The organism is Clostridium weizhouense (assembly GCF_019431045.1).
Lineage (GTDB): Bacteria > Bacillota > Clostridia > Clostridiales > Clostridiaceae > Clostridium > Clostridium weizhouense.
This window is the reverse complement of record NZ_JAHXPT010000001.1, coordinates 162,960-189,867: the sequence shown is the minus strand read 5'-3', so window position 1 is coordinate 189,867 and position 26,908 is coordinate 162,960. Positions and strand designations below refer to the sequence as shown.

Genomic DNA, 26,908 nt, shown 5'->3' with positions numbered 1-26,908 from the left:
AGAATACTATTTTATGCCAGATTCGTATTGTTGTACCATTCTTTTTACCATTTCTCCTCCAACACTTCCGCATTGTTTAGAAGAAAGGTTACCATTGTAATCAGTAAATGGAACACCCATTTCATTTGCTACTTCATTTTTGAATTTTGCTAACCCGTTTTTTGCTTCTGGTACTAATGAATTTGCCATAATATATTCCTCCTTTAATTTAATAATTTTTATTTGCTAAGCATTTCTGCTTTGCATTATTATTGTGTGTAATAGTTAAAAATATAATCTATGTAATGAGAGGAATATAAGTAAAAAAAGAATATAATAGGAATTTTATTCATATTATAAAATCAGAATTTTTTTATCTCTGAATAACTAGGAGTTCCTAATAAAGACTTGGCAGATTTAACACCTCTTATAATAGCTTTTTCCATAACATTTGCTGCAATCATTCCAACAGTAGTAACATCTGACTTTACTTTATTAGTACACATTGCAAATATAGTATCTCCATCAAACATTGTATGAGCAGGGCGCATAGTTCTAGCATAACCATTATGAGCCATAGAAGCTACCTTATTTGCTTCAGCTTTTGTAAAATCAGCATTAGTTACAATAATTCCTATAGTAGTATTACCTTTAAAAGGATTTTTAGGATTAGTTAAATTTGATAAAATAATATTTTCTGTATTTAAAAAAATATTACGTTGTCTATCGTAAGCTCCAGCAATTATATTTAAATTGTTAGGATTAATTACATCACCTAAACAATTTACAGCAACAATAGCACCAACTATAAGATCACCTATTTTTACAGCATATGTTCCAAGTCCTCCTTTCATGGCAGTATGAGGGCCTAAAAATTTTCCCACTGTAGCACCAAATCCAGCGCCTATATTTCCATTAATATCATCTTTATAAATTTCTGAATTTTTACATGCCTCAATTCCCATATTTTTATCAGGTCTTATTTTAGGATTACCAAAGGATAAATCAAAGAGTACTGCCTGACAGACTATTGGTACTTTTGCTACAGTAACATCAAATCCAATGTTTTTACTTTCTAGATATTCCATAACTCCACTTGAAGCATCTAAACCAAAGGCACTTCCACCAGATAATACTACAGCGTGGATTTTATCTACCATTTCCATTGGGTTTAATAAATCAGTTTCTCTAGTTCCAGGAGAACCGCCACGAACATCAACACCAGCAGTAGCTCCAGATTCGCATATTACAACTGAACATCCAGTTCCACCAGGTTTGTTTTCTGCATGACCAAGTTTAATTCCATCTATATCACAAAATTTTATTTCATTCATAAACTAATACTCCTTTTCTATATAAAATGACCAATGATAGTAAAATTATATATATGTATTTTACATCATTGGTCATTAATATATGATAATAAAATTTATTTTTATAAATCTTATATTTATTACATTTTTTTTATTTTTATAAGTGTTAATACTACAGGAATGGAAATTACAGCACTAACTATTGCTTCAATAGAACCATTAGTTACAATTACACCACCTATACCTATTTTAGCAGCAGTTGTACTAATACCTAAGGCTTGGGCATATTTTTCTAAATATATAACATATGTTAATCCCATAACACCAATTGTATTAGTTAATGTACCTAATACTGCTGAAACACCTATGCTTAAACTTTGTTTTTTAAAATATTTTTTACAAAATACATATACATAGTATGATACAACACCGATTAAAATTCTAGGTAATAATGCAATTATAGGATTCCAAAATATAAATGATGTTGGTAATGGTGTAGTAAAAGCTTGATACATTGAAAATAATCCAAATACAGAACCTACTAAAACACCAACAATAGGACCTTCAATAATTGCTCCTATTATAACAGGAAGATGCATTATAGTTGCTTTAACAGGTGGTATTGGAATAAATCCTAATCCTGTTAATCCTAAAAAAATTGAAATAGCAGATAACATTCCGACCATAGCCATTTGTCTAGTTGAGAATTTTGATTTTACAGTAATTTTTTCCATTAATTTGCCTCCGTTCTTATTCCTTTTAGGGATATAATTCAGAAAAATGTATATACCAAATTTTTCGTTCAGTTTCTATAAAAATAGAATACCGACACTAGTAATTTTATCATGTTTATAAAAATATTCAATAAAAAATTGTTAAAAATTTGTCTAACTTTTAAAAAAATTTTTATACTTTTATTTTAAGGAACATTCAAAAAAATAATAGACTAGTATAATCATCTATTTTGTGTGATGTTGCCTAAGCAAATTTCAATGACAGTTCAGTCTACACTACAATATCAACACTGTTTTAAAACATAACCGACTTTCTTAATTAAATTAAAAAGAATTATTTGAACTATAATGTTAATATATAAGAAAATAGTATAGGTTTTATATAAGAAAAATTTTTTGATATTATAAATTTTAAATGTAAAAGGACATTATGTATTATAATATTGTTAAATTTTGAACATAAAAACAATATGTTTAATTAATATAAAATATTATAAATTTGTCTAATATTTATAATAAAAATAATTCTTAAATTATTATTTAAATAATTAATTTTAAATTCTTTAAATTGATGATATAATTACTATGAAAAATGAGGTGTTTATAATATGAATACAATTGCAGGTAAAGGTTGTCCAACAATTATACCGGACGAAGATAAAAAAACATTAAAAGATATTGAGAGAAGTATAGTAAAAACTTATAGAAAACATATATGGTCAAAATTTATTAAAGCTATTAAAGACTATAAGTTAATAGAAGAAGGGGACAAAGTTGCTGTTGCTATATCAGGTGGAAAAGATAGTATTTTAATGGCTAAATTATTTCAAGAACTTCAAAAACATGGTCAAATTAAGTTTGAGGTAGAATTTATAGCGATGGATCCAGGATATCATCCACATATAAGACAATTATTATTAGATAACTGTGAATATTTAAATATACCAATTAAGATTTATGAATCAGGAATATTTGATGTAGTTGATAAAATGGCGAAAGACTATCCTTGTTATTTATGTGCAAGAATGAGAAGAGGCTCACTTTATAATAAAGCACAAGATTTAGGATGTAATAAACTTGCTTTAGGACATCACTATAATGATGTCATAGAAACTACAATGTTGAATATTTTATATTCAGGTAATTTTAAAACTATGTTACCTAAACTTAAATCAGCAAATTTTGAAAATTTAGAACTTATACGACCTCTTTATTATATTGAAGAAGATTACATAAAGAAATTTATAAAAAATGCAGGAATTGCTCCATTAAATTGTGCATGTATGGTTGCCGCAGAAAGAACTGGAAATAAAAGATATGAGATAAAAGATTTAATTAAACAATTAAAAGAAACATTTGATGGTGTAGATAAATCTATCTTTAGATCAGCACAGAATGTAAGTATGGATTCTATACTAGGATGGCAAAAAGGTGATAGAAAATATTCATTTTTAGATGTTTATGATGAATAAAACAATAGGATTGTCTAAAGTTAGGCAATCTTTTTATTTATAAAGTATCATTAAATTTTATATGTTAAATTAATAAAATATATAAATTTTATTAAAGGTACTCAATTAATATAAATCTTAAAATATTTATAAATAGTATAGATCACAAATATAGTTAGAAATTATATACAAAATATATATGATTCTAAGTTGATATTGTTAACTAAAAATTATAAATTTATTAATTTAATTAGAATATAGATACATAAAATAATTGAAATTAATACTATAAAACTATAAAATTGTAAGTATAATATAATAATAGACATATTAACTATATTATTAAAAAGGATGATAAATATGATAATAGGAGACATAAAAAGTATGGATTCGAATATATTGGTTAGTATTATCAATATGAAATTAAGAGATCAATATAACTCATTAGAATCTCTTTGCTATGATTTAAATCTTATAGAAGACGATATTGTAAACAAATGTAAAGATGCAGGATATAGATATATTAAGGAGCAAAATCAATTTAAAGCAATTTAATATAAACATAATGATTAAATATATTTAAGACAAGGAGGCGTATATTTAGTGAATTTAAAAAAATCAGCAAAACTTGTTGGCGTTTTAGCAGCAACTACAGCTTTAGTTTTATCATTAGTAAATGACAAAAAAGACAGCAAAACACAAGAAGAAAAGTAATTGAGGCACATTCAAAAAAATAATAGACCAGTATACTTATTTGATTTATTATTTTATTTCATGTACCTAAACTAAATATTTTGTGAAGGACTGTTTAGTTATGAATATAGAAAATTTAAAATTTAATTATAAGGATGTATTTAAATGTTTAAATGTTAATGGAATAACAATGTTTTGGACTCCGTTAAAAAAAGAATTAGTATTTGAATATAAAATAGTTGACTTTTTAAGTAGTTATAAAGTCGAGAATAGGAATGTTAATCAATTTTTAAATTTAATATATCCAGAAGATTTAAAAAAGATAGATGAGTTATTTAATAAAGACTTGAAATTAGCTTATGAAAAAAAAGAACATATAATTAATCATTATAGAATTAAAGATAAAAATAATAATATTTTATATTTTGTTTTTATGGGAAAATCTATAAAACAAAGTGACGGATATAATCTTGTAGGAACACATTATTGTTTTAATAAAAAGAATACAATTTTAGAAGATGAATTTTTTGATATTTCACAATATGAGGAAGACATCATTAAAGAGAAAATAACATCAATAATTGAATGTGACAGAATTACTAATCTACCAAATGCATATTATTTTAAAGAAACAATAGTTGAATATTTAAGTGAATGTAGTGAAAAAAAAGTACAATGTGCAATGCTAATGCTTAATTTAGATAATTTTAAATATGTTAATGAATCATTTGGACATGAATTTGGAGATTTAGCCTTAAAGGAAATTGCAAACAAAATTTTATTAATGCTTTCAGAAGAAAATTTGGTATGTAGATATAGTGGGGATACATTTTTGATTTTTATCCCAGATATATCCAGCGTTAATGAAGTAAATATTTTGTGTAAAGATATGGTTAAAGCTTTTGATAGTCCTATTTTAATAGATAATAAAGAAATATATTTAACTGTAAGTATAGGAGTGTCTATGTATCCATATAATGGAATAGATTTTGAATCTCTTTTGAAAAATTCAGATGCAGCAATGTATGTGGCTAAAAGTAATGGAAAAAATGAGTATAATTTCTTTGATGATAGCATATCGCTTGAATTAAATAGACTATATACTGTACAAAAAGGCTTAAGGACTGCACTTGAAAATAAAGAAATGTATGTTGTGTTTCAACCTAAAGTTACATTAGAGGATTCATTAGTGCGCAGTTTCGAAGCTTTAGTTAGATGGGAAAGCAAAGAATTTGGATTTGTTAGTCCGGAAGAATTTATTCCAATAGCAGAAAATACAAAAATGATAATACCTATTGGTAGTTTTGTTTTAGAAGAAGTTTTTAGGAAAGTAAGAAATCTTTTAAATGATGGATATGATAATTTTAAGATTGCAGTAAATTTATCTGAGATACAGTTGAGAAAAGATGTAGTTATATCAGACCTTAAAAAATTAATAAATAAGTATAGAGTTAATCCAAAATATATTCAAGTAGAAATTACTGAGAGTATGCTTATGAAATCGTTTGAAAAAAATGTGGAAATTCTTGATGAGATTAAAGAGCTTGGAATAAGTATAGCTTTGGATGATTTTGGAACAGGATATTCATCGTTAAATTATTTAACTAAGCTTCCTATAGATGCATTGAAGATAGATAGAACTTTTGTGATAGACTTAGATAATAATTTTAAAAGTAAATGTATTATTGAAAACATTATTAGACTATCTCATCAATTAGGAATACAAGTAATTGCTGAAGGGGTAGAATCCAAAGATCAAGTAGATTATTTGCAAAGTATTTTATGCGATGTTGTTCAAGGATATTACTTTAGTAAACCAGAAAGCTTTGATAAAATAAAATATATGATTGGAAAAAATATATTGCAAACATATTGACAATTAAATACATGTGATTTAAAATGAAAATTAAGTAGATAAATTCTAAGATAAGGGATAGTAGTCAGGTGCTAAGTTTAAGAGAGCTGAAGATGGTGAAATTTCAGTACTGATGCTAATGATGAATGGGCCTTTGAGAAGCGATATGAAATCTTGTGAGAGTAGTTTAGCCGTAAGTCGCACGTTATAGCGAATGAGATATGTTAGTATCAAATTGAGAGGCATTTTATGCAATTTAGGTGGCAACGCGGATAATCTCCGTCCTATTTATATAGGACGGAGTTTTTTTATATATTTTTTTAGTGGGGTGTGATAATTATGTTGTGAAAGAGTGAATATATAACCTAAATGATATTAATAAGTATAAAATAGGGGGAATTAAAAATGAAAACAAAAAGAATGATAGCAAATTCAATTTTAATAGCAATAGGAGCAATATTACATCAAATTACACCAGCACTAGGATTTCCAATGCAACCGGATTTTGCATTAGCAATGTTATTTATAATAATGATTTTTAATAAAGAGTATAAAACTATAACAATATGTGGATTAATAATTGGAATTTTTACAGCAGTTACAACAAAAATGCCAGGTGGACAATTACCTAATATTATAGATAAATTTGTTACTTGTAATATTATGTACTTAATATTATTACCATTAAGGGATAAAATAAATATAAATATACAAATGCTAATATTATTAATATTAGGAACATTTATTAGTGGAACAACATTTTTAGTTTCATTAATGTTAATAGTAGGATTACCAACTGGAATTTCATTTACTGCATTATTTATAGCTGTAGTCCTTCCAACAGTAATATTAAATGGAATAGCTGGATATGTAATATATAAAATTGTAAAGAGAACAGTATCAACAACTAATGTATATGTATAAAATATTAAAGAAATAGTTATAAATTATATTCGTTCATATTTCTAACTATTTATTATATAATTTTAATAAAAAATAAATATAAGATTATCTCAATTCATAAATATGTTTTGAGATAATCTTTTTTACTTCTTAGGAATTTATATTACTAAAAAATCTGTGGATACTTTATAGAATATCTTGTTTTAGATATATTATAAGTACATTAAATAATAAAAAATATAATTTTATTATTTAATAATATGATATTCTTCTGGTGTATTTGAATCAATTGCTTTAAATTCATAGTCATTATCTTTATAATATTTAATTATTTGAGGTAAGGCTTTAACAGAATTTTTACTTATATAACTACAATGCATTAATAATATAACTCTATCTTTTTCACTTTTTGAATTTTTTATAAAAGTACTAGGAGCAGCAGAATGATGAGCTCCATCTCCACTATCGACATTCCAATCATATATTTTTAAATTATTTTCATGAAGTAAATCTATCATTGAATCACAAATTTTATAGTTAGTATTATTGCATCCAAAGGGAAATCTTAAAATATTTGGTTTAATTCCAACAGTAGAGTATATTAGTTCTTGAGTATCAAGCATTTCTTTTAAAAAATCTTTATTTGATCTATAAAGATTTGATTTTTTGTGAGTCATACTATGAAGTCCTAAAGAATGTCCTTCATAGTAAATTCTTTTAACTAAATTTTCTTGATTTTTAATTTGTTCTCCAATTAAAAAAAAAGTAGCAGGTACATTTTCTTTTTTTAATATAGTTAATATATCATCTGTTACTTTACCAGCTGGACCATCATCGAAAGTTAAATAAATTACCTTTTGTTTGCTAGTACTTTCTTCACATTTAACTGGTATAGGCAAATTAATTATAAATATTAAGATTAAACATAATACAATTAACTTTTTTAATATTTTAAATTTCATATAATCACCTTCATAAATATTTTTATATATGAGTTATTATGTACTAAAATTTATAAAATATTTATTGATAATTTATATATTTTTTATGAAGTACCATTATTTCTACACTACGTTTGGAATAGGTGCATGGCTAAAAAAATCGATTCCCCAAAGTAGCTTGACGATTTTTATATTGAATTATAATAATGTAAATGTTAAAATTACAAGTATATACAATAAATAAATAAAATGGTCGTTTTGGAATAAATATTAAGTTGCTATATAAGACTATTTATAGAAGAGAAAAATTCTCATTTATAAATAGTCTTTTACAATTAATGAATTATACTAACAATAAAGTTATGATTTTAAGTATCTAGATTGCTAAAAGATAAAGAGGTGAAATTGTTTGAAAACTTTAAACAATAAATATTTAATTGAAAGTTGCATAGAGTCTGATGAAAATTTTTTAGTATATAAAGTTAGAAATAAATTTAATCATCAAAAATATAATTTTTATATTTTGCAGAATGATTTTGAATATGAAAATTGCAGGGAATATTTATTAAGCAAGTTTAGAACAATAAAAAATTTGAATTTTGATAATGTAGTTAATTTAATTGATGTAGAAGTGATTAAAAATATTGATGGAATAAACTTAGATAAAGTACAGTATGGTTATACTACAGAATATATTGATTATAATATTGATTTCCAAAGTTATATTAGTAAGTGTACATTTAATGAAAAATTAGATATTTTTATGGCAATATGTGCAGCTGTTAATACATTAAATATAAATGGATATATATTTGATGAAATTAATATTAAAGACTTAAATATAACAATAAATAAAGAAGTAAATGTAAAAATAAAAAATTTATTACAATATGAAATAAGTAAATTTAGTACAAATAATTTGTTGAATATTAAAAAATTATCTTATCCTTATAATTTAGAAAGGCAAGGCCAAGAAGGATTAGTTAAAGACAATATAAAAGAAATATTAGATTTATTTAAAGTATTATTTACAGAAAAGGAGCTTGAAGATGAATTTAAATGTATAAATTATACAGAAAAAAGAGTTTCTTTCAATAAAATGCCTAAAATAACGAATTTTATAAAAAATATAAATAAAGATTTAAATAAAAATTTTAATATATTTGTTTTTGAAGCATTAAATAATGTTAAAACTAATTTAGATATAATTGGCATGGAAGATGAGATAAAAAAAGTAGAAATAGCTTTTAAACAAATTTTAGAAAATAAATTAAGATATAAAATTGTATCTTTTATTGGTGAAGAGGGTACTGGTAAAACTACAACAATAAAAGAGATTAAATATAAGATTATCAATAAATATTTTACTAATAAATTAGAAAAACCATATTTGTTAATAGATAATTTAGAAAATAGTAGTTCATATATTTCAATGTTAGAAACTATTTATGATAATTTAGACAAGAGTTTAAAGGACAAATATGGTGTTTATTTAAAAAAATTTATAGATATGTTATTCGGTGAAGATGTGATTAATGATAAAAATACTCTTCAAGTAATAAATAGAGTATGTAAATTTTTAAATGAATATACTTTAAATACTACATTAATTATATTATTAGATGATTTAGATCAAAGTAAATATTTATTTAAATTATTTTTTAAATATTTTTGTTTATTAGGAAATAAATTAGAAAATATTATGATAATTTTTTCTATAAATCAAGATAATAATGATTCAGAAATGATAGAATTTATTAAAGAACTTGTATCTTTGGAAAATTATGAAGAACATAAAATTAATTATTTTAATAATTATAATACAAGTAAAATGGTAAAAAGTATGCTAAATTCTCATAAAAGTATTGATAAACTTTGTATGAAAATTTATGAAGAAACTTTAGGAAAGCCTCAATTCATTAGTCAAACTATAAAAGAATTATATAAAGATGGAACTATATATGTATCTAGAGAAGATGGATTATGGAAGAGTAAAGTAGATATACATGATATTGTAATACCCAAAAGTATTGAAAAGACCTTGGAAAATAAAATTTTAGATTTAAGCATGGAAGAGGTTAAAGTTTTAGAGTGTTTATGTATATATAAAAGTGCTTTATCAGAAACTCTAATATTTTCTTATGTGTTTTTAGATAAGAAAAGAAGACTTATATATAACGATTTAAAACAAAAAGGATTTTTAATAGATAAAATAAGTGATAGTGGAATACGAGTAGATTTTTATAATGATTTAGTTAAAAAAATAATTTATTCAAAGTTAGATCATGATAGAAAATTAAGAATGCATAATGAGTCTTGTGAGTTTCTTGAAAAGGTTTTAAATAATACGGATGAATATTTAGATGAATTTTTAAATCAGTTAGAAAAATCTATGAAGTATGACAAATTAATAGAGTATAGTTTAAGATGTGGTAAAGCCTTAGATGTTATAGGAGATACATTTAAATCAATATCTTATTATAAAAAGGCACTAAAATATGCTCAAGGGAAAAGTAAAAGTAAAATTTCGATTAGTATTGCAAAACTCAATGAAAAAGTTGGAGAAGAGAAAGAAGCGTATAAATATTTTAATAAAGCCAATATTTATGTATTAGATAATGGAGAAATGGAATTGCAAATATATGCTTTGCTTAGAATGATAATTATAAAAGCTAAGGAATGCAAAACCATAAATTTATATAATTCACTAAATGTAGTTAGAGATTTATTAAATAAAATAATATATCCTAAGGGGGAAGCATATTATTATTATGCATTAGCCTTATTAGCTAAAATAGAAAGAGATAAACAATTATGTTTAAACTATATAGAAAAAGTTTTTGAAATTTGTAACAAAAATAATATAAATGTAGGTGTGTATGCATGGTCAAAGGTTTTGTTTAGTCAAATTTATATTAGCCAAGGTATATGTGATAAAAAGATAAAGGATTCTTTGAAAGAAGCTTTAAGTATATTTAATATAGAAAATAATTATGTAGGGATCTTAAGTGCTAAACTTAATTATCAGTTAGTAAATAAAGAGTGTGGAAAAGATATAAAAGATATTTTAAAAGATATTTTAGAAGTTAATAAATTAAGTAATAAGTATAAAGTATATAAAAAAGAAGTATCAAGTTTGATACAGATAGCTATAATTTATATTGAAAATAAAGAATATAAAAATTCAGTAAAAGAATTACTATATGCATTGGAAATTGCAAAGGAACATAATTTTGATAGATATATATTTAGAATTTGCAATTTTCTTTGTTGGTCATACAGTAAATTAGGAGACTTAAAATTAGCATCTAATTACTATAATTTAATTATGGAAATTAAAAACAGTGTAAAGTTATCAGAATTTGATATTGTAAATTTGAAATCTACTTCAGCATTATATAATTATTTAATATACAATTTTGAATTTGCATTTAAAGAATTAAAAGATATAAATGAAATAATATTAGATTATCAAAGTTTTGAATATAGTAAAATTAGATGTCAATATTATCAAGTTCTTATATTTAAATCTAAGAATGAATGTGAAATAAAAAAGATAGTTAATTTATTAATAGATGAGGTTCAAAAGATTAAAAAAAGATTTATAAGAGCAGAGATATTAATAACTAGTATAAGAATTATTTTAGATTTAGGTTACAAAGATTTTGCAAAAGAATTATTTTTTAATTTAGAAGAATATCCAAATGATTATGATACACAAATGGAATATATGTATTTAGAATTAAATTTTAGATGTCCTAATTGCTATAATACATTAATTAATAAAGCTTTAAGGATAATATCTTTTGGTAATAATAAAAATATAAAAGCAAACATATATTCAATTATAGCGGAAAAGTATGATGAGTTAGGATGTTATGAATTAGCAATAAATTATTATTATGAATCTATAGATATGTTTATAAATATTATTAAGTCATTACCAGAGAAAGATCAATTATTATATGTAAATAATAGTAGATTTTTAATTGTATATAATAAATTTAGAACTACTTTAAAAAAACTTATATTTACTGAAATAGGTTTAAAAATTATAGATAAACTTGATAATATTTTAGAAATGCAAGAATTATTAGAGAAATTAAAAACGGATAATATACTAAAAAATAAAAAAATTTTTAACTTAATGCAGGAATTTTATAGTAAATGTTATTATAATTATGTAATAGACATAGATGAAATATTAAAAAATTTTTCTAGTGATATAATAAAAAATTTAGAAACTATATTAAAATATTTTGCAAGAATAACATTAGCCAATAAAGCTATGATAGTTATGGAAAATAATATTGGAGAAAATGAAGTAATATGTGAGTATAGAATAAGTGATAAAAATGAAATACAAAAATATTTTTCTCTAAAAGTAGATTCAACACAAGATGTACTAATTATATCTAATAATGATAATAGAATAAATGATAAAATTTCATACAATCAAATGAAGAGTTGTATGTATATTAAATTTAGTAATAAAGGGAAGTTAATTAATAGTAATGAAAGAATTAAGGGTAAACTTATTTTAATATCGGACAATGCCATTAATTATATAAATAGTGAATCTAAGAATAAAGTGGAAAAGGCTATACCATTTATCATTTTCTTATTAGATCAGTATAAACTTAGAATAAACTCTACATTAGATAAACTTACAGGGGCTTATAATAGAAAATATTTAGAAACATCTTTTCATGATTTATTAGATTATTCATATGAAAAAAATAAAGAATTTTCATTAATAATTTTTGATATTGATGATTTTAAAGGTGTAAATGATAGGTATGGACATCAAACGGGTGACGATGTATTGGTAAAAATAACAAAAGAAGTTAAGAAATGTTTAGCTAAAAAAGATGTATTTGTAAGATATGGAGGAGAAGAGTTTATATTATTATTACCTAATAAAGGAGAAAATGCTGCTTATAATTTAGCGGAAAAAATCAGAAAACAAGTGGAAAAAGCTAAGATTTTAGGAGATAAGAGAAAAGTTACTATTAGTTTGGGGATATCTGTATATTTAAAACATTCTTTTAATTCAGAAGAGCTTATAAATTTAGCTGATCAAGCATTATATAAATCTAAAGCTGAAGGAAAAAATAAATCTACTATATGGAGTAAAAATTTAATATCAATAAATAAATCAAATGATTCGGAGAGTAGAATAAATACAATATTCCAATCAAATTATACTAAAGATGATAATTTTAAATTAGTTACAAAAGATATAATGGAAATGATAAAAATAAAATCAAGTATTAAAGAAAAGATTTATTATTTTCTTTCTAGGATAATTCAAATAACAGAGTCAGAATATGCATCTATTTTTATAATACAAAATAACAAGATTTTAAAAGTATACAACAAAAAAAGATATGAGCAAGGGGTTTGTGATATAAAAGATTTTAATTGGGATTTAATAAAAGAAAGTATAAACAATAATAATGATTTATGCTTAATTGATTGGAATAATACCTATATAAATGAATCTTTTGGAATTCCGGATTGGAAATCATTATGTATAACACCACTTATATTTAATGGGTATATTGTTGCCTTGATATATATATCTATTTCTGTTAATGAAAAAGAATTTACTAAAGATGACCTTAATTTAATAAAATATTTTGGGCAATTATCAATATCATTATTTTGTTGATTAATTTTTAACCATAATAAACAAGATAACAAGTATACATTCGAAGTTTATTTTTTATTACATTAATAGATTTGCCTAATGAAAAATAATATGGGAATTTTGGAGTTGTTATTTTTTCATATACTTAATATAAAACTCATAAGCACATAAAATATTTTTAAATCATACTTTATTAATATATAAAAAATATGATGAAAGGAATTTTTTTATGGATAATGACAGTAGTGTTAACAAGTACAGTAGTAATAATATTAGTGCAAGTTTTTCAACATCAGATCAAAAAATAAAGGATTATGATTGTGACGAGAATACTTGTCTATTTGAAACTATAAATAATGATTTCGGAAATAACAATAATATTGATATGGATTGTGATATGGATGATTTTATTACAAATTATGAGGAAAAAATAAACGATTCTGTTAATAACATTAAAGATAATTTAAATGATGAGTTGGATACCATTAATGGAGATTTTTCTAATTCTTATACATCAAGTATGAAAAAAAATAGACTGAATAATGGTAACAATGAATCTTGTCAGCAACATATTAAAGGAAAAATAGTTGTTGTATCAATACTACACTGTGGACAAGAAAAAACTTATTTAGAGGGAGCTAAAATAAATATTTATAGATTAAATGGAGTATGTCCGATTTTTGTTAAATCTTGTTTAACTGATAAATCAGGAAAAGTTATATTTAATAATTTACCTGAAGGCTGTTATAGAATTATAGAAATTGTAAATAAAAATTATTTTCAAAAACCTAAATATATTAAGTGGAATGAAGTTTGTATAAGTAGTGAGAATACAGAAGGTAGCATAATGATAGTTAATAAGTTAAAACAAGGTTCCAAAAATAAATTTAAATAATAAGTATATTTATATATAACTTACTAGTGTAGTAATAAACTTATATATTAATCAAAAAAGATTGATAATAATTAATAAAAAAATATCAATCTTTTTTGATATTTTTTTATTAATACTCTATAATCAAATAAGCCACATTAAAAAATAGTAGGTTAATAAATATATATTATAAATTTAAATCTGTAACAAAAGAGTATAGAGTTATTTAATTTATTGAATAATTATTATTCTAAGATATTTAATTTATTATTTTTTTATGTGACTAAAACTTAGTTTAAAGCAGGTGGTAACATGGAAAAATATACATTAAAAATAAAAAAGATTAATAATAAAGCAATAATACCTAACTATGCACATGAGGGAGATGCTGGTTTAGATTTATATTCAGTAGATGAAATTAAGTTATCTCCAGGAGAAAGAGCCTTAATACATACAGGAATACAAATAGAACTTCCAAAGGATACAGAAGCACAAATAAGACCGAGAAGTGGATTAGCTTTAAAAAATGGAATAACAACTTTAAATTCTCCAGGAACTATAGATGAAGGATATAGGGGAGAAATAGGAGTTATTTTAATAAATCATAGCAATGAAGTTTTTAAGGTTGAACAAGGAATGAAAATAGCTCAAATGGTTATAAAACCTGTATTTAAAGTAAATGTAATAGAGTCTAATGAATTAAGCACTACTGAAAGAAGTGAAAATGGATTTGGATCGTCTGGAATTAGATAATATATAGAATGTAAAATCATATATTTTAAGTCAATGTTGATATTATAATATAAAACTCATGAACAGAATTTATATATGAAACTCTACTCATGTACATTCGTGGAATAAGTTCGAGGAACTAAATATAAAAATTTTGACTCTCACTTAAGGGTTCTAAAAAGCAAATTTTAATGTCAGTTCAGGCTTATAATAAAAGATAAATATACTAGGATAAAAAATAGTTCTTAGCTTTAGGTTAAATTTTAGTGTTTACCTGAAGCTAAGAACTTATTATTAAAGATAGTATTTATATACTAGATAATTCTTCCCATTCTTCATAAAGATCTTCAATAATCTTTTCTTTATCTTTGATTTCTTTATTAACTCTTTCACTTTCTGAAGGAACAGAATAAATTTCTTCTTTACATAAATCTTCTTGAAGTTTTAGTAAATCTTCTTCATTTTTACTTATAGTATCTTCAAGAGTTTTTATTTTATTTTTATGAGCTTTAAGTTCTTTATCTAAGGCTCTTTTTTTCTTTTTCTCTTCATTTATTTGTGTCTTAGTTTTATTAGAATTTGATTCAGTATAATGTTCAAATCTTAATGGATTTTTTTTCTTTTCATTATAATAACTATAATTACCTAAGTAATCAACTACACCAGTTTCAGTAAGTTCTAATATTCGATTAATTACTTTATTTAAAAAGTATCTATCATGAGAAATTACAATTAAAGTACCATCATAACTTAATATGGCTTCTTCTAGGGCTTCTCTAGATGGTATATCTAAATGATTGGTAGGTTCATCTAAAAGAAGTAAATTAGATTTTGATAGCATTAGCTTTAATAGATTTATTCTACATTTTTCTCCACCACTTAATTTATCAATTGTTTTAAAAACATCATCATTGGTAAATAGAAATGAAGCAAGAACATTTCTTATTTCTGTTGTAGTTAATTCAGGAAACTCATCCCAAATTTCATCTATTATAGTTTTATCCATATTAAGATCAGATTGCTCTTGATCATAATATCCAACATTCACATTAGCACCTAATACTTTTATACCAGTATCGTTTTTTATTTTATCCATTATTATATTAAACAAAGTTGTTTTACCACGACCATTTTCACCAATCAATGCAAGTTTTTCACCTCGCTTTAAATCAAATGATAAATTAGAAAATAAAGTTTTTTCACCATAACTTTTTGATAAATTTTCAACATGTAATACATCATATCCACTTTTTACAGAAGTCTGAAAATTTATTTTTGATGCTGATTTTTCTTTATCTGGAGCATCTATTAATTCCATCTTATCAAGAGCTTTTTCTCTACTTTCAGCAGCTTTAATACTTTTTTCTCTATTAAAAGATCTAAATTTTTCTATAATTGCTTCTTGTCTTTTAATTTCAGCTTGTTGAAGATTATAAGCTTTTAATTTAGTTTCATAATCTTTTTCTTTTAATTCTAAATATTTAGTATAGGAAGCATTATAAGAATTTACATGTCCATTTATAACTTGAAAAGTTATGTTAGTAACAGAATCTAAAAAGAATCTATCGTGTGATATTACCAAAACAGATCCTTTATAAGTTTTTAAATATTCTTCAAGCCATTCTATAGCATCTAAATCTAAATGATTCGTAGGCTCATCAAGTAATAATATATCTGGTTTTAAAAGTAGAAGTTTACAAAGTGCTACTCTTGTTTTTTGACCACCACTTAATGTAGAGATTGATTTATCAAAATCGCTTTCATTAAATCCTAACCCTTTAACAATACGAGATATTTCTCCTTTATAAGTATAACCGCCTCTATTTTCATATAAATCTTGAGCCGTAGTATAATCTTTTATAATTTTTTCATGATAGCTAGCATTATTTGCATCATAAGGTTCACTCATTTTTATTTGAAGCTTAGAAATTTTATTTTCTAATTGTATAAGGTCATCAAAAACTTTTAACATTTCATCATAGATACTATTATCAGAACTTAAATCTAAATGTTGAGATAAGTATCCTAAAGACTTATTTTTATCTATAAAAATTTCGCCACTATCTTGAAGGATTTCTTTTGAAAGTATTTTAAATAGAGTTGATTTTCCTTCTCCATTTGAACCAATTATACCTACTTTATCTCCCTCATTAACGGAAAAGGTTACATCTTTTAAAATATCATTTATTCCATAACTTTTACTTATATCTTTGCAACTTAAAACAATCATTATTTATCCTCCAACGTTTTATTGTTATAATTGAATATATATTAGAATATGGTGGGAAAATCACATATCTTATATGATTATACTATTTTATAATATGTATATCAATTTAAGGCATTATATTATGGAGGAATAAAAATGAACTTAGGTGATGAAAAAGTTGATAGGGTTACCCAGAAAAAGAAAATAAAAGAGAAACAACTATTTTCAGCTGGGTATGATTTATTTCTTAATCAAGGGATAGAAAAGACAGCTATAAATGATATTGTAAATAAGGCAGGTGTTGCTAAAGGAACATTTTATCTTTATTTTAAAGACAAGTATGATCTTTTGAATAAACTTATATTAAAAAAGAGTAATAAAATATTTAATGAAGCATTAAAAGCAACAGTTAATGCTTCTATCGATGATTTTAATGAAAAAGTATTATTTTTTTTAGATTATGTAATAAATGCTTTAAAAAATAATATATTACTTCTTAAACTTATAAATAAAAATATATCTTGGGGATTATATAGGAAAGCTATAATGAAGCAGGAAGAATATGATAATGGAAGAAGAGTAATAGAAATTTTCATAAATAATTTAATCAAACAAGGTATGAGTAAAGAAGAGGCTGAAATCACATTATTTATGATAATTGAGTTAGTTGGAAGTGTATGTTTTACTACAATTATACTCCAGGAACCAACAGATATAGAAACTGTAAAGCCTATTCTATTTAAAAAGATTTTAGCTATGCTAAAGATATAAATTATATGTAATTAATATTAATTATATATAATCAATGTATAAGAATAATGGTTTAATAAATTTTTATTAAACCATTATTGAAAATAGTTTTAAAAAGTTACACTAATAATATTTTATCTTTCTTATTAATATTATCTTTGACAAGGATATATCCAATCTTAGGAGAATCATTCATCATCCCAACAATGTATATTGTAATAAACATATCATTTTTTAAATTAATCATATTTATAAATTTACTAAAATTATTAATGCTAGATGATACAACAAAATTATATATACCTGGAGATACTGGGTAGTAATTATTAGTTTCTAAATAACTAGCTTCATTAAATAGTACAGGTCCATTTGGTAAACTCAAAGATAACATGGAAGAATCAGGTGAAAGATTAATAAATCTTACATATGATAAAAATGAGTTATAGTCACAATCACACTCTGTATCATCTATAGTTAAAAAATTTATGTTATCATTTTCTAAAACTACATTAGCAGTAGTAGATGTGTTAGGTAATAATTCTATAGATTTGGATATTATAGGAGATTCTTTTGTATAAGCTTTAAATAATTGTATATCATGTTTGCCTGTTGGAAGTGTGATATATTTAGTAACTTGTCCAAACGCAAGGTTTTGATGAAGCATAGTTCCATCTGAATATATATCCACATTAGGTGCATTGGGTACAGCATGAATAAACCTAATATCAGATTTTAAATTTGGTAATGAACTCCTAAATAAAAGCATATAAAATCACTACTCCTCATTACAATATTTTAGAGATAATTTAATTATCCTTTTAATAATAAGTCTTGAAACCGGAGAAGGGATATTATAAGAAGATAGTGTATTTATTATAGCAGAATTTTCCTTTGCAATTTTAGCATAAATTTTATTAACACTATTATCAGAACAACTTCTTTCTAAATCCATGCTTTCATCAAGATCAAGGTCAAAATTTCTCAATATTTCATCAGGAGTTAATACTCTTTTAGTAATATTATTAGTAGTATCTTCACTAAAAAGATTATTATTAAGCATATTATTGTCATAAGCATTATTATTGGTAGTATTAGTAGTAATAGTGTTATTAGTATTTAATTCGTTATAATATGAGTGTAATTCAGAATTTTTAGTTTCAGATGGATATAACTCTGAATATTCTTTATTATTAAATGGTTCATTAACATTGGAAATTGTATTATTTCTAAAATAAAAAGGAATATTATTATTAAAAAGTGATTTATTAAAATTATTTAAAGGTGTTGCAATTGATAAGTCATAATTAAAATTAAAGTCAGTTCTTAATGGAAAAAAGTTTATATCATAAGTATTTTTTGAATCTGTATAAGATTTAGACATATATTTTTGATCAGGTTTCATTATTATATTACCTCCTTATATTTCCTTATAAATATATGAATATAAAGAATTATTTGTTACATTTTATAATATGAATGAATACAAATATATATTACATTAAGCATATTAGATAAAATAAAAAAATAACAAGTCTATGTGTTAAGCCTATTTTCCATTATAATAAATTAGCATATTTGCCTAATAGACTAACTATAAGACAAATATGCTTTTTGCTCAATGAAAAACAATTATGTCATTTTTGATTCAATATTTCCTTTTATATGCCTTAAAGCAAATATTGGTTTAGTGATGTATCTTGTTTAAGAATGTATTAATGGTGGCACAATAAATAAGAAAAGTGAATAGGATATATTGGAGGAGATGTATATGAAGATAAGGGATCATAAAGATATTAGAGATTTATTTTTTGGAATAGATGAAAAAGTATACGATTATAATGGCCATCGTATAGATTCTATAAATTTTGATAACGCAGCTACAACTCCTGTTTTTAAATCAACCTTTTCATATATAAAAGGATTTAGTAAGACTTATGCATCTATAGGAAGAGGTACTGGTCAAAAGGCAGAAATAACAACTCAACTTTATTATGAATCAAAGAGTTTTCTAATGGATTTCTTTCATATAAAGGATAGAGATAAATATACTATAATCTATGTAAAGAATACAACTGAGGGTATAAATAAATTAGCTAAAACTTTAACTAAAAATGATGATGAAATAGTGCTTATTTCAAGAATGGAACATCATTCTAATGATTTACCATGGAGAAAAAGAGGTAAAGTAGAGTATATTGAAGTTGATAAAGATGGGCGACTTAATTTTGAAGAACTAGAAGAAAAATTAGTTAAAAATTCAGGGAAAATAAGATATGTATCTTTGACAGGAGCATCTAATGTAACAGGATATATTAATGATATTCATGAAATAGCTAAGATTGTTCATAAGTATGAAGCTAAATTAATAGTGGATGCAGCTCAACTTGTAGCTCATAAAGAAATTAATATTAGTGGAAGCTGTGAAGAAGAACAAATTGATTTCTTAGTATTTTCTTCTCATAAAATATATTCACCATTTGGTATAGGAGTAATAATAGGTCTTAAAGAAGATTTTAAAAATTCTGTACCAGATTATTTAGGAGGAGGAACTGTTGAATTAGTTTTAGATAATGAAGTTAAGTATCTTGAACCCCCTGAAAAAAATGAAGCAGGAACACCAAATTTTTTAGGAACTATGGCTTTAATTAATGCTCTTAAAATCGTAAGAACTATTAAATATTCTTTTATAGAAGAACATGAGAAAATTCTTTTAAAAAGAATAATACAAGGTTTGAAGAGTATTCCTAAAGTAATAAATTATGGAGATACTATAAATATTTATGATAGACTAGGAATAGCTGTATTTAATATAGATGGATTTTATCATAGGGATGTAGCAGAAATATTAGCTAAAAAGAGAGGTATTTCAGTAAGACATGGATGGTTTTGTGCACATCCATATTGCAGAAGATTAATGAATGTAAGTGAAGAAGAAGCAAAATGTTTTTTAGAAGATTGTAATAAAAAAATGCCTGGAATGATAAGAGTAAGTTTTGCACCATATAATACTGTAAAAGAAGTAGATTTGTTTTTAAATGCAATAGAGGATATTGTTTCAGGAAAGTTAAAATGATGTGGTTAGGCACAATCAAAAAAATAACAAGTCTAATTGCTAGCCTATTTTCTATTATTAAGAAGCTTGACCGTATACGCTTAGTGAGTAAACGACTCAAATTGACCTAATAGGTTTGCTATAAGGCCTATTTATTTCATGTCTAATGGAAAAGATTCATTGCAACATTGGACTTGTTATTTATTTTTATGTGCCTTAGGGGACTCATAAAAAAACTAAAGAGCCCCTATTTTATTTTGGTTAATTATTGAAAACTTTATACTTTGGTAAATTATTTTCCAAGTTTAAAGTAGGAATACCTTCTATTAAGGGTTCAAAATAAGAAAAAGCTTCTTTGGTTACAAAGTTTCCTTCTTCATTAATCCATTCAACAGGGAAATATTTCACATTATTTGCTACTTTATTTGCATCGACTAAAAAATAAGAAGCTTTGTATTCAGTGTTATCGTTTCTTTTAATAGCTACCATTTTACCACTTTCTCCCTGTAGAGCATATTCTAAAGCTAAATATCCGACTTTATGAGCTTCTTCTAAATCTCTACCAGAAGCACAGTGCATAGCACATCTTTGAAGAATTCCAAGTTCTAAGGCTTTTACTCTTGTAGTAATACCACATTTTAATATTATTTCTCTAAGATATTGTCCAACACCACCTAATTGAGCATGTCCAAACTTATCATTTGAAATACATTCAAATTCAGATACAAATTTTCCTTCTTTATTTTTTATCCCTTCTGAGACAACAATATAGACTTTATTTTGTTTATTAAATCTTTCTTTAACATCTTTAAGAAATTGTTCTTCATCAAACACAGATTCAGGAAGATATATAAAATCAGCTACAGGTTTATTATTAATTCTAGCAATACAAGCAGAAGCCGCTAGCCATCCAGTATCTCTTCCCATAGTTTCTAATATAAAGATACCATTATTAACATAAACTGATGAATCTAGATAAGTTTCTAATACAGATGTAGTAATGAATTTTGCTGCACTACCAAATCCAGGTGTATGATCAGTATATACTAAATCATTATCAATAGTTTTAGGAATACCTATAAATGTTATATCTATATTATTTATTTTAGCATATTCTGAAAGTTTAGCAGTAGTATCCATAGAATCATTTCCACCAACATAGAAAAATGCTGTTATGTCATATTCTTTAAGTATTTGAATTAATCTTTCATATTCTTCTGAAGAATCTTTTGAATTTTTCAATTTGTATCTACAAGAACCTAATCCAGAAGATGGTGTATATCTGAAATTTTGTATATTATGTTCATCAATTGATGAAAGATCTATTATATTTTTATTTAAAATTCCTTCAATACCATTTAATCCACCATATACTTTATCAAAGGCTTTAAGTTTTTTATTTCCATTTATTAGGCCGACTACGCTAGAATTAATTACAGATGTAGGACCTCCTGATTGTGCTATGATACAATTTGACATTAAAAACGCTCCTTTTTAAACCTATTAGTTCAAATGTGATACACTATTTAGGTATTAGTTATACTCTATTTAATAATATACAATAAAAAATATATTTAATAAAGACTTTTTTTAGATTTTTTATACATAATTAAAAATTTTTAATTATTTTTGCATATATTTTTAGTTTCATAATTATTATTAATATAAGCATTATAATAATTAATAGATTGGAAAGTGATATATATGAATGTAAGTGGAGCTATATTAATAGGTACTGCTTTAGCCATGGATGCGTTAGGAGTAACTTTAGGAATAGGAGTTAACCCATTGCTTAAAAAGATAAATAAGATTAAGTTTATATTATCTTTTACAATTTTTCAGTTCTTATTTACCTATATTGGAGGGATATTAGGATATTTGTTTGATACATATGTTGCAACGATCTCTTCCATTGCTGGTGGAATAATAATGGGAATAATAGGATTACTGATGATAATTGATGGATTAAAAAATGAGGACAGTATTCTTTTAATAAAAAATAGTACATGTATAATTCTTGGAATATCAGTTAGTATAGACGCTTTGGTAATAGGGTTTACTAACTTTCATCATTTAGGAACAAATACACTTTTATTTCTTTACGCATTATTAATGGGATTAATAGCAATGTTTATTTGTACAATAGGATTTTGGGCTTGTAGATATATAAAAAGAATTAGATTTATCAATAGATATGCTAATTTTTTAGGTGGAATATTTTTAATATTATTTGGAGCTAAAATAATATTTTTTTAATCAATAGATAAATTTAATTTACTATTTTTTTCATGTGCCTAACGGAGTTAATATCATATATGCTATAATATATTTAATTATAGCAGTTAGGGGATATATCAATGGAGTTGAAAGAGTTTTTAAGAACAAATGAGATGAAAATTACTAAAGCAAGAGTTGAAATATTAAATATACTAAAGACTTATGAATTTAGCTTAAGTGCAGAAAAAATATATCAAATATTAAAAAAAAATAATATAAATATAAATTTAAGTACTATTTATAGAACATTAGAACTATTTGAAGAAAAAAAAATTGTAGATAAAATAGTTCTTGAAGATGGAGTATTTTCTTATAGACTTAAGAAGAAAACTCATATGCATCTTTTACAATGTGATATATGTCATAAAAAAGTTGAAATTCCATGTCCTATGACTCAGATAGAAGAAATGGTACAAAGTAAAACAGGATTTACATTGATGGAACATAATATTGACATTGTTCTTAAGGGTGTTTGTAAAGAGTGTAAAAATAATAAGAAAAAATAATTATTTATATATAATGTATTTAAAAAGACATCTATTAAAAAATTTATTTTTAATAGATGTCTTAATGTTTTTTAATGTTTTTTTAACCCACTTTTTAGTACTAATATTAATATTAATGTTATAACAGAAGTAAGAGCGATTGTTCCACCGGGAGCACTATTAATATAATATGACAATATGAGTCCTAGAATAACATCTAAGAATCCAAATAAGATTGCAAAAAGTAATGTTTTATTAAAACCTTTTTTTAACTGCATTGCAGTAGCTACAGGAACAACAATTATAGATGAAACTACTAAAACTCCCATAATTCTTATTGAAAGAGAAATGGTAGCTCCTACAAGTAAAGTAAATATGTAATTTATTAATTTAACATTAATTCCATTAGTTTTAGCACCATCTTCATCAAATGTTACGTAGATTAACTTATTATATATTAATATTAACAATATAATACATATTAAACCAATACTTGAAATTAATAGTATATCTGATTTTGTAACAGTTAAAATACTACCAAATAAAAATGAATCAACTTTTGTAGCAGCTTTACCACTACTTATTAAAATAATTGCTATACCTAAACTTAAGGTTAAAACAATAGACATAACTAATTCAGAATACTTTTTATAGTAACTTCTTAAAAATTCAATTATAATAGCACAAAATGATGTAAATATAAATGCCGTGAGTAAAGGATTAATTCCTATTACAAGTCCTATTGCTACTCCGGCAAATGATGAATGTGATAGAGTATCACCAATCATAGAGTTTCTTCTTAGAACAATAAAAAGACCAATAAATGGACACAGGATAGATACAATAAATCCAGCCATAAATGCATTTTGCATAAAATTTAATTCAAACATATATGAAAGTACCTTTCTAATAGATATATTTAGACTTCTTTTAGGAACATCAAATAAAATAATAGATCAAAGAGGCGTTGCATATCTTACATCAGACAAGGAAGTAAATTTAGTTAATAAGAAGTTATTAGCTAAAAAATTTGCTGACACAGTATTACATAAAATAGATGATTATATTGGTCTATTATTTTTTTGAATGTGCCTTATATAGCAAAAGAAGTTTGTTTTTCGCATTTAAGATGCTTAATGAATTCTTCAGTTGTATATAAGTTAAGAGTACCATTATGTATCTTTAAAATATGAGTAGAATACGTAATTGCTATCTTGGTATTATGCTCAACTGAGATTATAGTTTTACCTAAATCTTTATTTAAAGTTTTTAATAATGGATAAATTTCATTTTGATTTTTTTCATCAACACCAGTTGAAGGTTCATCTAATATTATTAAATCAGGATTTCCTATTAAAGCTCTTGATATAAATATTCTTTGTTGTTGCCCTCCTGAAAGATTTCCTATTAAGCTATCTTTAAAATTTTCCATATTAACTTTTTTTAATACTTTATTTATTTCAGTGTTATCTTTTATCCCCATAGTTTTAGCATGAATTGCTAGAATTTCCTTTATGGTTATAGGAAATTGAGAATTAAAACTATCCAATCTTTGAGGAACATAAGAAATATTATTAAAATCTAAATTAATAGATCCAGAAGTAGGTTTTAATAAACCTAAAATTAATTTTATTAAAGTACTTTTACAGCTTCCGTTTTCCCCTAATACAGATAAGTAAATACCACTTGGAATTTTAATATTTATATTTTGTAAAAGAGGTTTACATTTATTTGTATATGAAAATGATAAATCATTTATATTAATCAAAAAATAATCAACTCCTTAATAAATTTATTTAGATATTGTATGTAAAAGCTTAAATATATTATATACTTACCTGCAAATTAGTTGCAAGTAAGTATATTTAATATTTTAATTATTTCCAAAATACATATAAATCTAATCATTAGATGATACCAGAGGATATATTTCTTCTAATATCCAGGAATTATTTTTATCTTTTCTAAAGTTCCCTTGTAATGATGTTTGTTTATGAGGCTCAGATTTTGAAAGTCCAGATGCTTCTACTACAGCAGTTTTTCCATCAGAATAGATTAAGTCCATTTCTTGTACTCTTAAAAGTTTATTTTTATTACTTAATCCACTAGTGAAATTATGCTCTACAGAATAAGCTAAATCGCTACATTTGTTCATAATATATAATTTTTTTGCTGTGAAAAAACCGATTGATATTATAGCAAATAAAACTAAAGATATTCTTAAATAGCTTTTAATTAATTTTTTTTTCTTACGTTTATTTAATCTTTTTTTCTTATTCTTATTTAATCTAAGTGATTTATTTTTACTTTTATTTATTTGTGATAATTTTTTTTTGTCCATATAATATCCCTCCTTTTTTAAAAACGTTAACATCAAGAAGATATTACCATATTTTTCCAAATAATAAAATAGTCATAGTGTAATATTTGGAAAAAATATTAATAAAACAGGAATCTCTATTGCTTATTAGGATAAAATATATTTATAATGTATTTATTATATTAGGCTCATTAATGTGCCTAAACACTAAGAGGATGGTGCAAATTTATGGATTTTTCAAGTTTAGTCTTAATGGAAAAAGATAAAGAAACAGGATTTATAAAAAAAGAATTAGGAAGTTTTGAAGTTAGCGAAGGTGGACTTTTTGTTAAAAAGTTTTATGTTTTAGATGAAAAAGTATATATGTATTTTGATACTGATAAAAATGTAGAGGAATGGGAATATTCAGCTATATATGATTTATTTAATACTGAATCTTTTATAGAAAATGGATATGAAATTGAAGAGGATTTAGAAGAATATAATCCTACATATATTATAAAATTTAAATATGAAGATGATTTTCAAGTTATGAAAGAAAAAGTACAAGAATGTATTCATTTAATTGAAGAAGAAATGAATAATGTATGGGAAAATATTAAAGATAAGAAAGAAGAATATATAGATCAAGAATAATTTACAAGAAATAATGCATTGAAAAATAAAAGAATACTAACTATCTATTTG

At 23.9% G+C, this 26,908-nt stretch carries 23 protein-coding genes and 1 other annotated feature; of the genes, 12 read left to right on the top strand and 11 right to left on the bottom strand.

Features of this window, described 5'->3' with window-relative positions:
- Window positions 1-6 precede the first annotated feature (6 nt).
- The 3 genes from KYD98_RS00900 to KYD98_RS00890 form a co-directional block, all read right to left on the bottom strand.
- On the bottom strand, window positions 7-189 hold the full coding sequence (locus tag KYD98_RS00900) for an alpha/beta-type small acid-soluble spore protein (RefSeq protein WP_012423416.1): 183 nt from the start codon (window positions 187-189) through the stop codon (window positions 7-9).
- A 152-nt stretch (window positions 190-341) separates the two neighbouring features.
- A complete protein-coding gene (locus KYD98_RS00895; protein ID WP_219777706.1) occupies window positions 342-1,313 on the bottom strand; it encodes a P1 family peptidase in 972 nt (323 codons plus the stop codon).
- 119 nt (window positions 1,314-1,432) lie between these two features.
- Window positions 1,433-2,026 (bottom strand): ECF transporter S component, encoded by a 594-nt coding sequence (locus KYD98_RS00890; RefSeq protein WP_219777705.1) that lies wholly within the window; start codon window positions 2,024-2,026, stop codon window positions 1,433-1,435.
- A 608-nt stretch (window positions 2,027-2,634) separates the two neighbouring features.
- Here KYD98_RS00890 and KYD98_RS00885 point away from each other — a divergent pair.
- The 4 genes from KYD98_RS00885 (at window position 2,635) to KYD98_RS00870 (ending at window position 6,949) form a co-directional block, all read left to right on the top strand.
- Window positions 2,635-3,498 carry a tRNA 2-thiocytidine biosynthesis TtcA family protein gene (locus KYD98_RS00885; protein WP_219777704.1) on the top strand — a complete coding sequence of 288 codons (864 nt, stop codon included), beginning with the start codon at window positions 2,635-2,637 and terminating at the stop codon, window positions 3,496-3,498.
- A gap of 339 nt (window positions 3,499-3,837) precedes the next feature.
- Window positions 3,838-4,032, top strand: a complete 195-nt coding sequence (locus KYD98_RS00880) for a DUF4250 domain-containing protein (RefSeq protein WP_219777703.1) — start codon at window positions 3,838-3,840, stop codon at window positions 4,030-4,032.
- A gap of 259 nt (window positions 4,033-4,291) precedes the next feature.
- Window positions 4,292-6,046: a sensor domain-containing protein gene (locus KYD98_RS00875; RefSeq protein WP_219777702.1), complete on the top strand. Its 1,755-nt coding sequence runs from the start codon at window positions 4,292-4,294 to the stop codon at window positions 6,044-6,046.
- 38 nt (window positions 6,047-6,084) lie between these two features.
- Window positions 6,085-6,315: a binding site (T-box leader), on the top strand.
- A 115-nt stretch (window positions 6,316-6,430) separates the two neighbouring features.
- Entirely contained in the window at window positions 6,431-6,949 is a 519-nt protein-coding gene (locus tag KYD98_RS00870) for a tryptophan transporter (RefSeq protein WP_219777701.1), read from the top strand.
- A 227-nt stretch (window positions 6,950-7,176) separates the two neighbouring features.
- On the opposite strand, the gene KYD98_RS00865 is transcribed toward KYD98_RS00870, so the two are convergent.
- Window positions 7,177-7,890, bottom strand: a complete 714-nt coding sequence (locus tag KYD98_RS00865) for a polysaccharide deacetylase family protein (protein WP_219777700.1) — start codon at window positions 7,888-7,890, stop codon at window positions 7,177-7,179.
- A gap of 388 nt (window positions 7,891-8,278) precedes the next feature.
- Between KYD98_RS00865 and KYD98_RS00860 the strand changes: the two genes are divergently transcribed.
- The 3 genes from KYD98_RS00860 (at window position 8,279) to dut (ending at window position 15,149) form a co-directional block, all read left to right on the top strand.
- On the top strand, window positions 8,279-13,543 hold the full coding sequence (locus tag KYD98_RS00860) for a GGDEF domain-containing protein (RefSeq protein ID WP_219777699.1): 5,265 nt from the start codon (window positions 8,279-8,281) through the stop codon (window positions 13,541-13,543).
- Window positions 13,544-13,751: 208 nt separating this feature from the next.
- Window positions 13,752-14,417, top strand: a complete 666-nt coding sequence (locus tag KYD98_RS18035; RefSeq protein ID WP_258049551.1) for a prealbumin-like fold domain-containing protein — start codon at window positions 13,752-13,754, stop codon at window positions 14,415-14,417.
- A gap of 291 nt (window positions 14,418-14,708) precedes the next feature.
- Complete coding sequence (dut, locus tag KYD98_RS00850) at window positions 14,709-15,149, top strand: dUTP diphosphatase (RefSeq protein ID WP_219777698.1); 441 nt, start codon at window positions 14,709-14,711, stop codon at window positions 15,147-15,149.
- 286 nt (window positions 15,150-15,435) lie between these two features.
- Here dut and KYD98_RS00845 read toward each other — a convergent pair whose 3' ends face one another.
- A complete protein-coding gene (locus KYD98_RS00845) occupies window positions 15,436-17,358 on the bottom strand; it encodes an ABC-F family ATP-binding cassette domain-containing protein (protein ID WP_219777697.1) in 1,923 nt (640 codons plus the stop codon).
- A gap of 135 nt (window positions 17,359-17,493) precedes the next feature.
- On the opposite strand from KYD98_RS00845, the gene KYD98_RS00840 reads away from it, so the two are divergent.
- Entirely contained in the window at window positions 17,494-18,108 is a 615-nt protein-coding gene (locus KYD98_RS00840) for a TetR/AcrR family transcriptional regulator (protein WP_219777696.1), read from the top strand.
- Between the two features lie 97 nt (window positions 18,109-18,205).
- On the opposite strand, the gene KYD98_RS00835 is transcribed toward KYD98_RS00840, so the two are convergent.
- A complete protein-coding gene (locus KYD98_RS00835) occupies window positions 18,206-18,853 on the bottom strand; it encodes a DUF4397 domain-containing protein (protein ID WP_219777695.1) in 648 nt (215 codons plus the stop codon).
- A 9-nt stretch (window positions 18,854-18,862) separates the two neighbouring features.
- Window positions 18,863-19,489 carry a hypothetical protein gene (locus tag KYD98_RS00830; RefSeq protein ID WP_219777694.1) on the bottom strand — a complete coding sequence of 209 codons (627 nt, stop codon included), beginning with the start codon at window positions 19,487-19,489 and terminating at the stop codon, window positions 18,863-18,865.
- 366 nt (window positions 19,490-19,855) lie between these two features.
- On the opposite strand from KYD98_RS00830, the gene KYD98_RS00825 reads away from it, so the two are divergent.
- Window positions 19,856-21,160: an aminotransferase class V-fold PLP-dependent enzyme gene (locus KYD98_RS00825; protein WP_219777693.1), complete on the top strand. Its 1,305-nt coding sequence runs from the start codon at window positions 19,856-19,858 to the stop codon at window positions 21,158-21,160.
- A gap of 240 nt (window positions 21,161-21,400) precedes the next feature.
- Here KYD98_RS00825 and KYD98_RS00820 read toward each other — a convergent pair whose 3' ends face one another.
- Entirely contained in the window at window positions 21,401-22,618 is a 1,218-nt protein-coding gene (locus KYD98_RS00820) for a 6-phosphofructokinase (protein ID WP_219777692.1), read from the bottom strand.
- A gap of 225 nt (window positions 22,619-22,843) precedes the next feature.
- Here KYD98_RS00820 and KYD98_RS00815 point away from each other — a divergent pair, with 225 nt between their 5' ends.
- Window positions 22,844-23,395 (top strand): manganese efflux pump MntP, encoded by a 552-nt coding sequence (locus KYD98_RS00815; protein WP_219777691.1) that lies wholly within the window; start codon window positions 22,844-22,846, stop codon window positions 23,393-23,395.
- A 101-nt stretch (window positions 23,396-23,496) separates the two neighbouring features.
- Window positions 23,497-23,922 (top strand): Fur family transcriptional regulator, encoded by a 426-nt coding sequence (locus KYD98_RS00810; RefSeq protein ID WP_219777690.1) that lies wholly within the window; start codon window positions 23,497-23,499, stop codon window positions 23,920-23,922.
- A 71-nt stretch (window positions 23,923-23,993) separates the two neighbouring features.
- On the opposite strand, the gene KYD98_RS00805 is transcribed toward KYD98_RS00810, so the two are convergent.
- The 3 genes from KYD98_RS00805 to KYD98_RS00795 all read right to left on the bottom strand — a co-directional run bounded on the left by KYD98_RS00805 (window position 23,994) and on the right by KYD98_RS00795 (window position 26,242).
- Window positions 23,994-24,791, bottom strand: coding sequence for a metal ABC transporter permease (locus tag KYD98_RS00805; protein WP_219777689.1), 798 nt, complete (start codon window positions 24,789-24,791; stop codon window positions 23,994-23,996).
- A 203-nt stretch (window positions 24,792-24,994) separates the two neighbouring features.
- On the bottom strand, window positions 24,995-25,669 hold the full coding sequence (locus KYD98_RS00800; RefSeq protein WP_219777688.1) for a metal ABC transporter ATP-binding protein: 675 nt from the start codon (window positions 25,667-25,669) through the stop codon (window positions 24,995-24,997).
- A 132-nt stretch (window positions 25,670-25,801) separates the two neighbouring features.
- Window positions 25,802-26,242: a hypothetical protein gene (locus tag KYD98_RS00795; protein ID WP_219777687.1), complete on the bottom strand. Its 441-nt coding sequence runs from the start codon at window positions 26,240-26,242 to the stop codon at window positions 25,802-25,804.
- Window positions 26,243-26,449: 207 nt separating this feature from the next.
- Here KYD98_RS00795 and KYD98_RS00790 point away from each other — a divergent pair, with 207 nt between their 5' ends.
- Window positions 26,450-26,857, top strand: a complete 408-nt coding sequence (locus KYD98_RS00790; RefSeq protein ID WP_219777686.1) for a DUF6762 family protein — start codon at window positions 26,450-26,452, stop codon at window positions 26,855-26,857.
- Window positions 26,858-26,908 lie beyond the last annotated feature (51 nt).

Bases quoted from the DNA above. Each gene is read 5' to 3' on its own strand.
- KYD98_RS00900 (WP_012423416.1), bottom strand. From the start codon at position 189: ATGGCAAATTCATTAGTACCAGAAGCAAAAAACGGGTTAGCAAAATTC.
- KYD98_RS00895 (WP_219777706.1), bottom strand. From the start codon at position 1,313: ATGAATGAAATAAAATTTTGTGATATAGATGGAATTAAACTTGGTCAT.
- KYD98_RS00890 (WP_219777705.1), bottom strand. From the start codon at position 2,026: ATGGAAAAAATTACTGTAAAATCAAAATTCTCAACTAGACAAATGGCT.
- KYD98_RS00885 (WP_219777704.1), top strand. From the start codon at position 2,635: ATGAATACAATTGCAGGTAAAGGTTGTCCAACAATTATACCGGACGAA.
- KYD98_RS00880 (WP_219777703.1), top strand. From the start codon at position 3,838: ATGATAATAGGAGACATAAAAAGTATGGATTCGAATATATTGGTTAGT.
- KYD98_RS00875 (WP_219777702.1), top strand. From the start codon at position 4,292: ATGAATATAGAAAATTTAAAATTTAATTATAAGGATGTATTTAAATGT.
- KYD98_RS00870 (WP_219777701.1), top strand. From the start codon at position 6,431: ATGAAAACAAAAAGAATGATAGCAAATTCAATTTTAATAGCAATAGGA.
- KYD98_RS00865 (WP_219777700.1), bottom strand. From the start codon at position 7,890: ATGAAATTTAAAATATTAAAAAAGTTAATTGTATTATGTTTAATCTTA.
- KYD98_RS18035 (WP_258049551.1), top strand. From the start codon at position 13,752: ATGGATAATGACAGTAGTGTTAACAAGTACAGTAGTAATAATATTAGT.
- dut (WP_219777698.1), top strand. From the start codon at position 14,709: ATGGAAAAATATACATTAAAAATAAAAAAGATTAATAATAAAGCAATA.
- KYD98_RS00845 (WP_219777697.1), bottom strand. From the start codon at position 17,358: ATGATTGTTTTAAGTTGCAAAGATATAAGTAAAAGTTATGGAATAAAT.
- KYD98_RS00840 (WP_219777696.1), top strand. From the start codon at position 17,494: ATGAACTTAGGTGATGAAAAAGTTGATAGGGTTACCCAGAAAAAGAAA.
- KYD98_RS00835 (WP_219777695.1), bottom strand. From the start codon at position 18,853: ATGCTTTTATTTAGGAGTTCATTACCAAATTTAAAATCTGATATTAGG.
- KYD98_RS00830 (WP_219777694.1), bottom strand. From the start codon at position 19,489: ATGAAACCTGATCAAAAATATATGTCTAAATCTTATACAGATTCAAAA.
- KYD98_RS00825 (WP_219777693.1), top strand. From the start codon at position 19,856: ATGAAGATAAGGGATCATAAAGATATTAGAGATTTATTTTTTGGAATA.
- KYD98_RS00820 (WP_219777692.1), bottom strand. From the start codon at position 22,618: ATGTCAAATTGTATCATAGCACAATCAGGAGGTCCTACATCTGTAATT.
- KYD98_RS00815 (WP_219777691.1), top strand. From the start codon at position 22,844: ATGAATGTAAGTGGAGCTATATTAATAGGTACTGCTTTAGCCATGGAT.
- KYD98_RS00810 (WP_219777690.1), top strand. From the start codon at position 23,497: ATGGAGTTGAAAGAGTTTTTAAGAACAAATGAGATGAAAATTACTAAA.
- KYD98_RS00805 (WP_219777689.1), bottom strand. From the start codon at position 24,791: ATGTTTGAATTAAATTTTATGCAAAATGCATTTATGGCTGGATTTATT.
- KYD98_RS00795 (WP_219777687.1), bottom strand. From the start codon at position 26,242: ATGGACAAAAAAAAATTATCACAAATAAATAAAAGTAAAAATAAATCA.
- KYD98_RS00790 (WP_219777686.1), top strand. From the start codon at position 26,450: ATGGATTTTTCAAGTTTAGTCTTAATGGAAAAAGATAAAGAAACAGGA.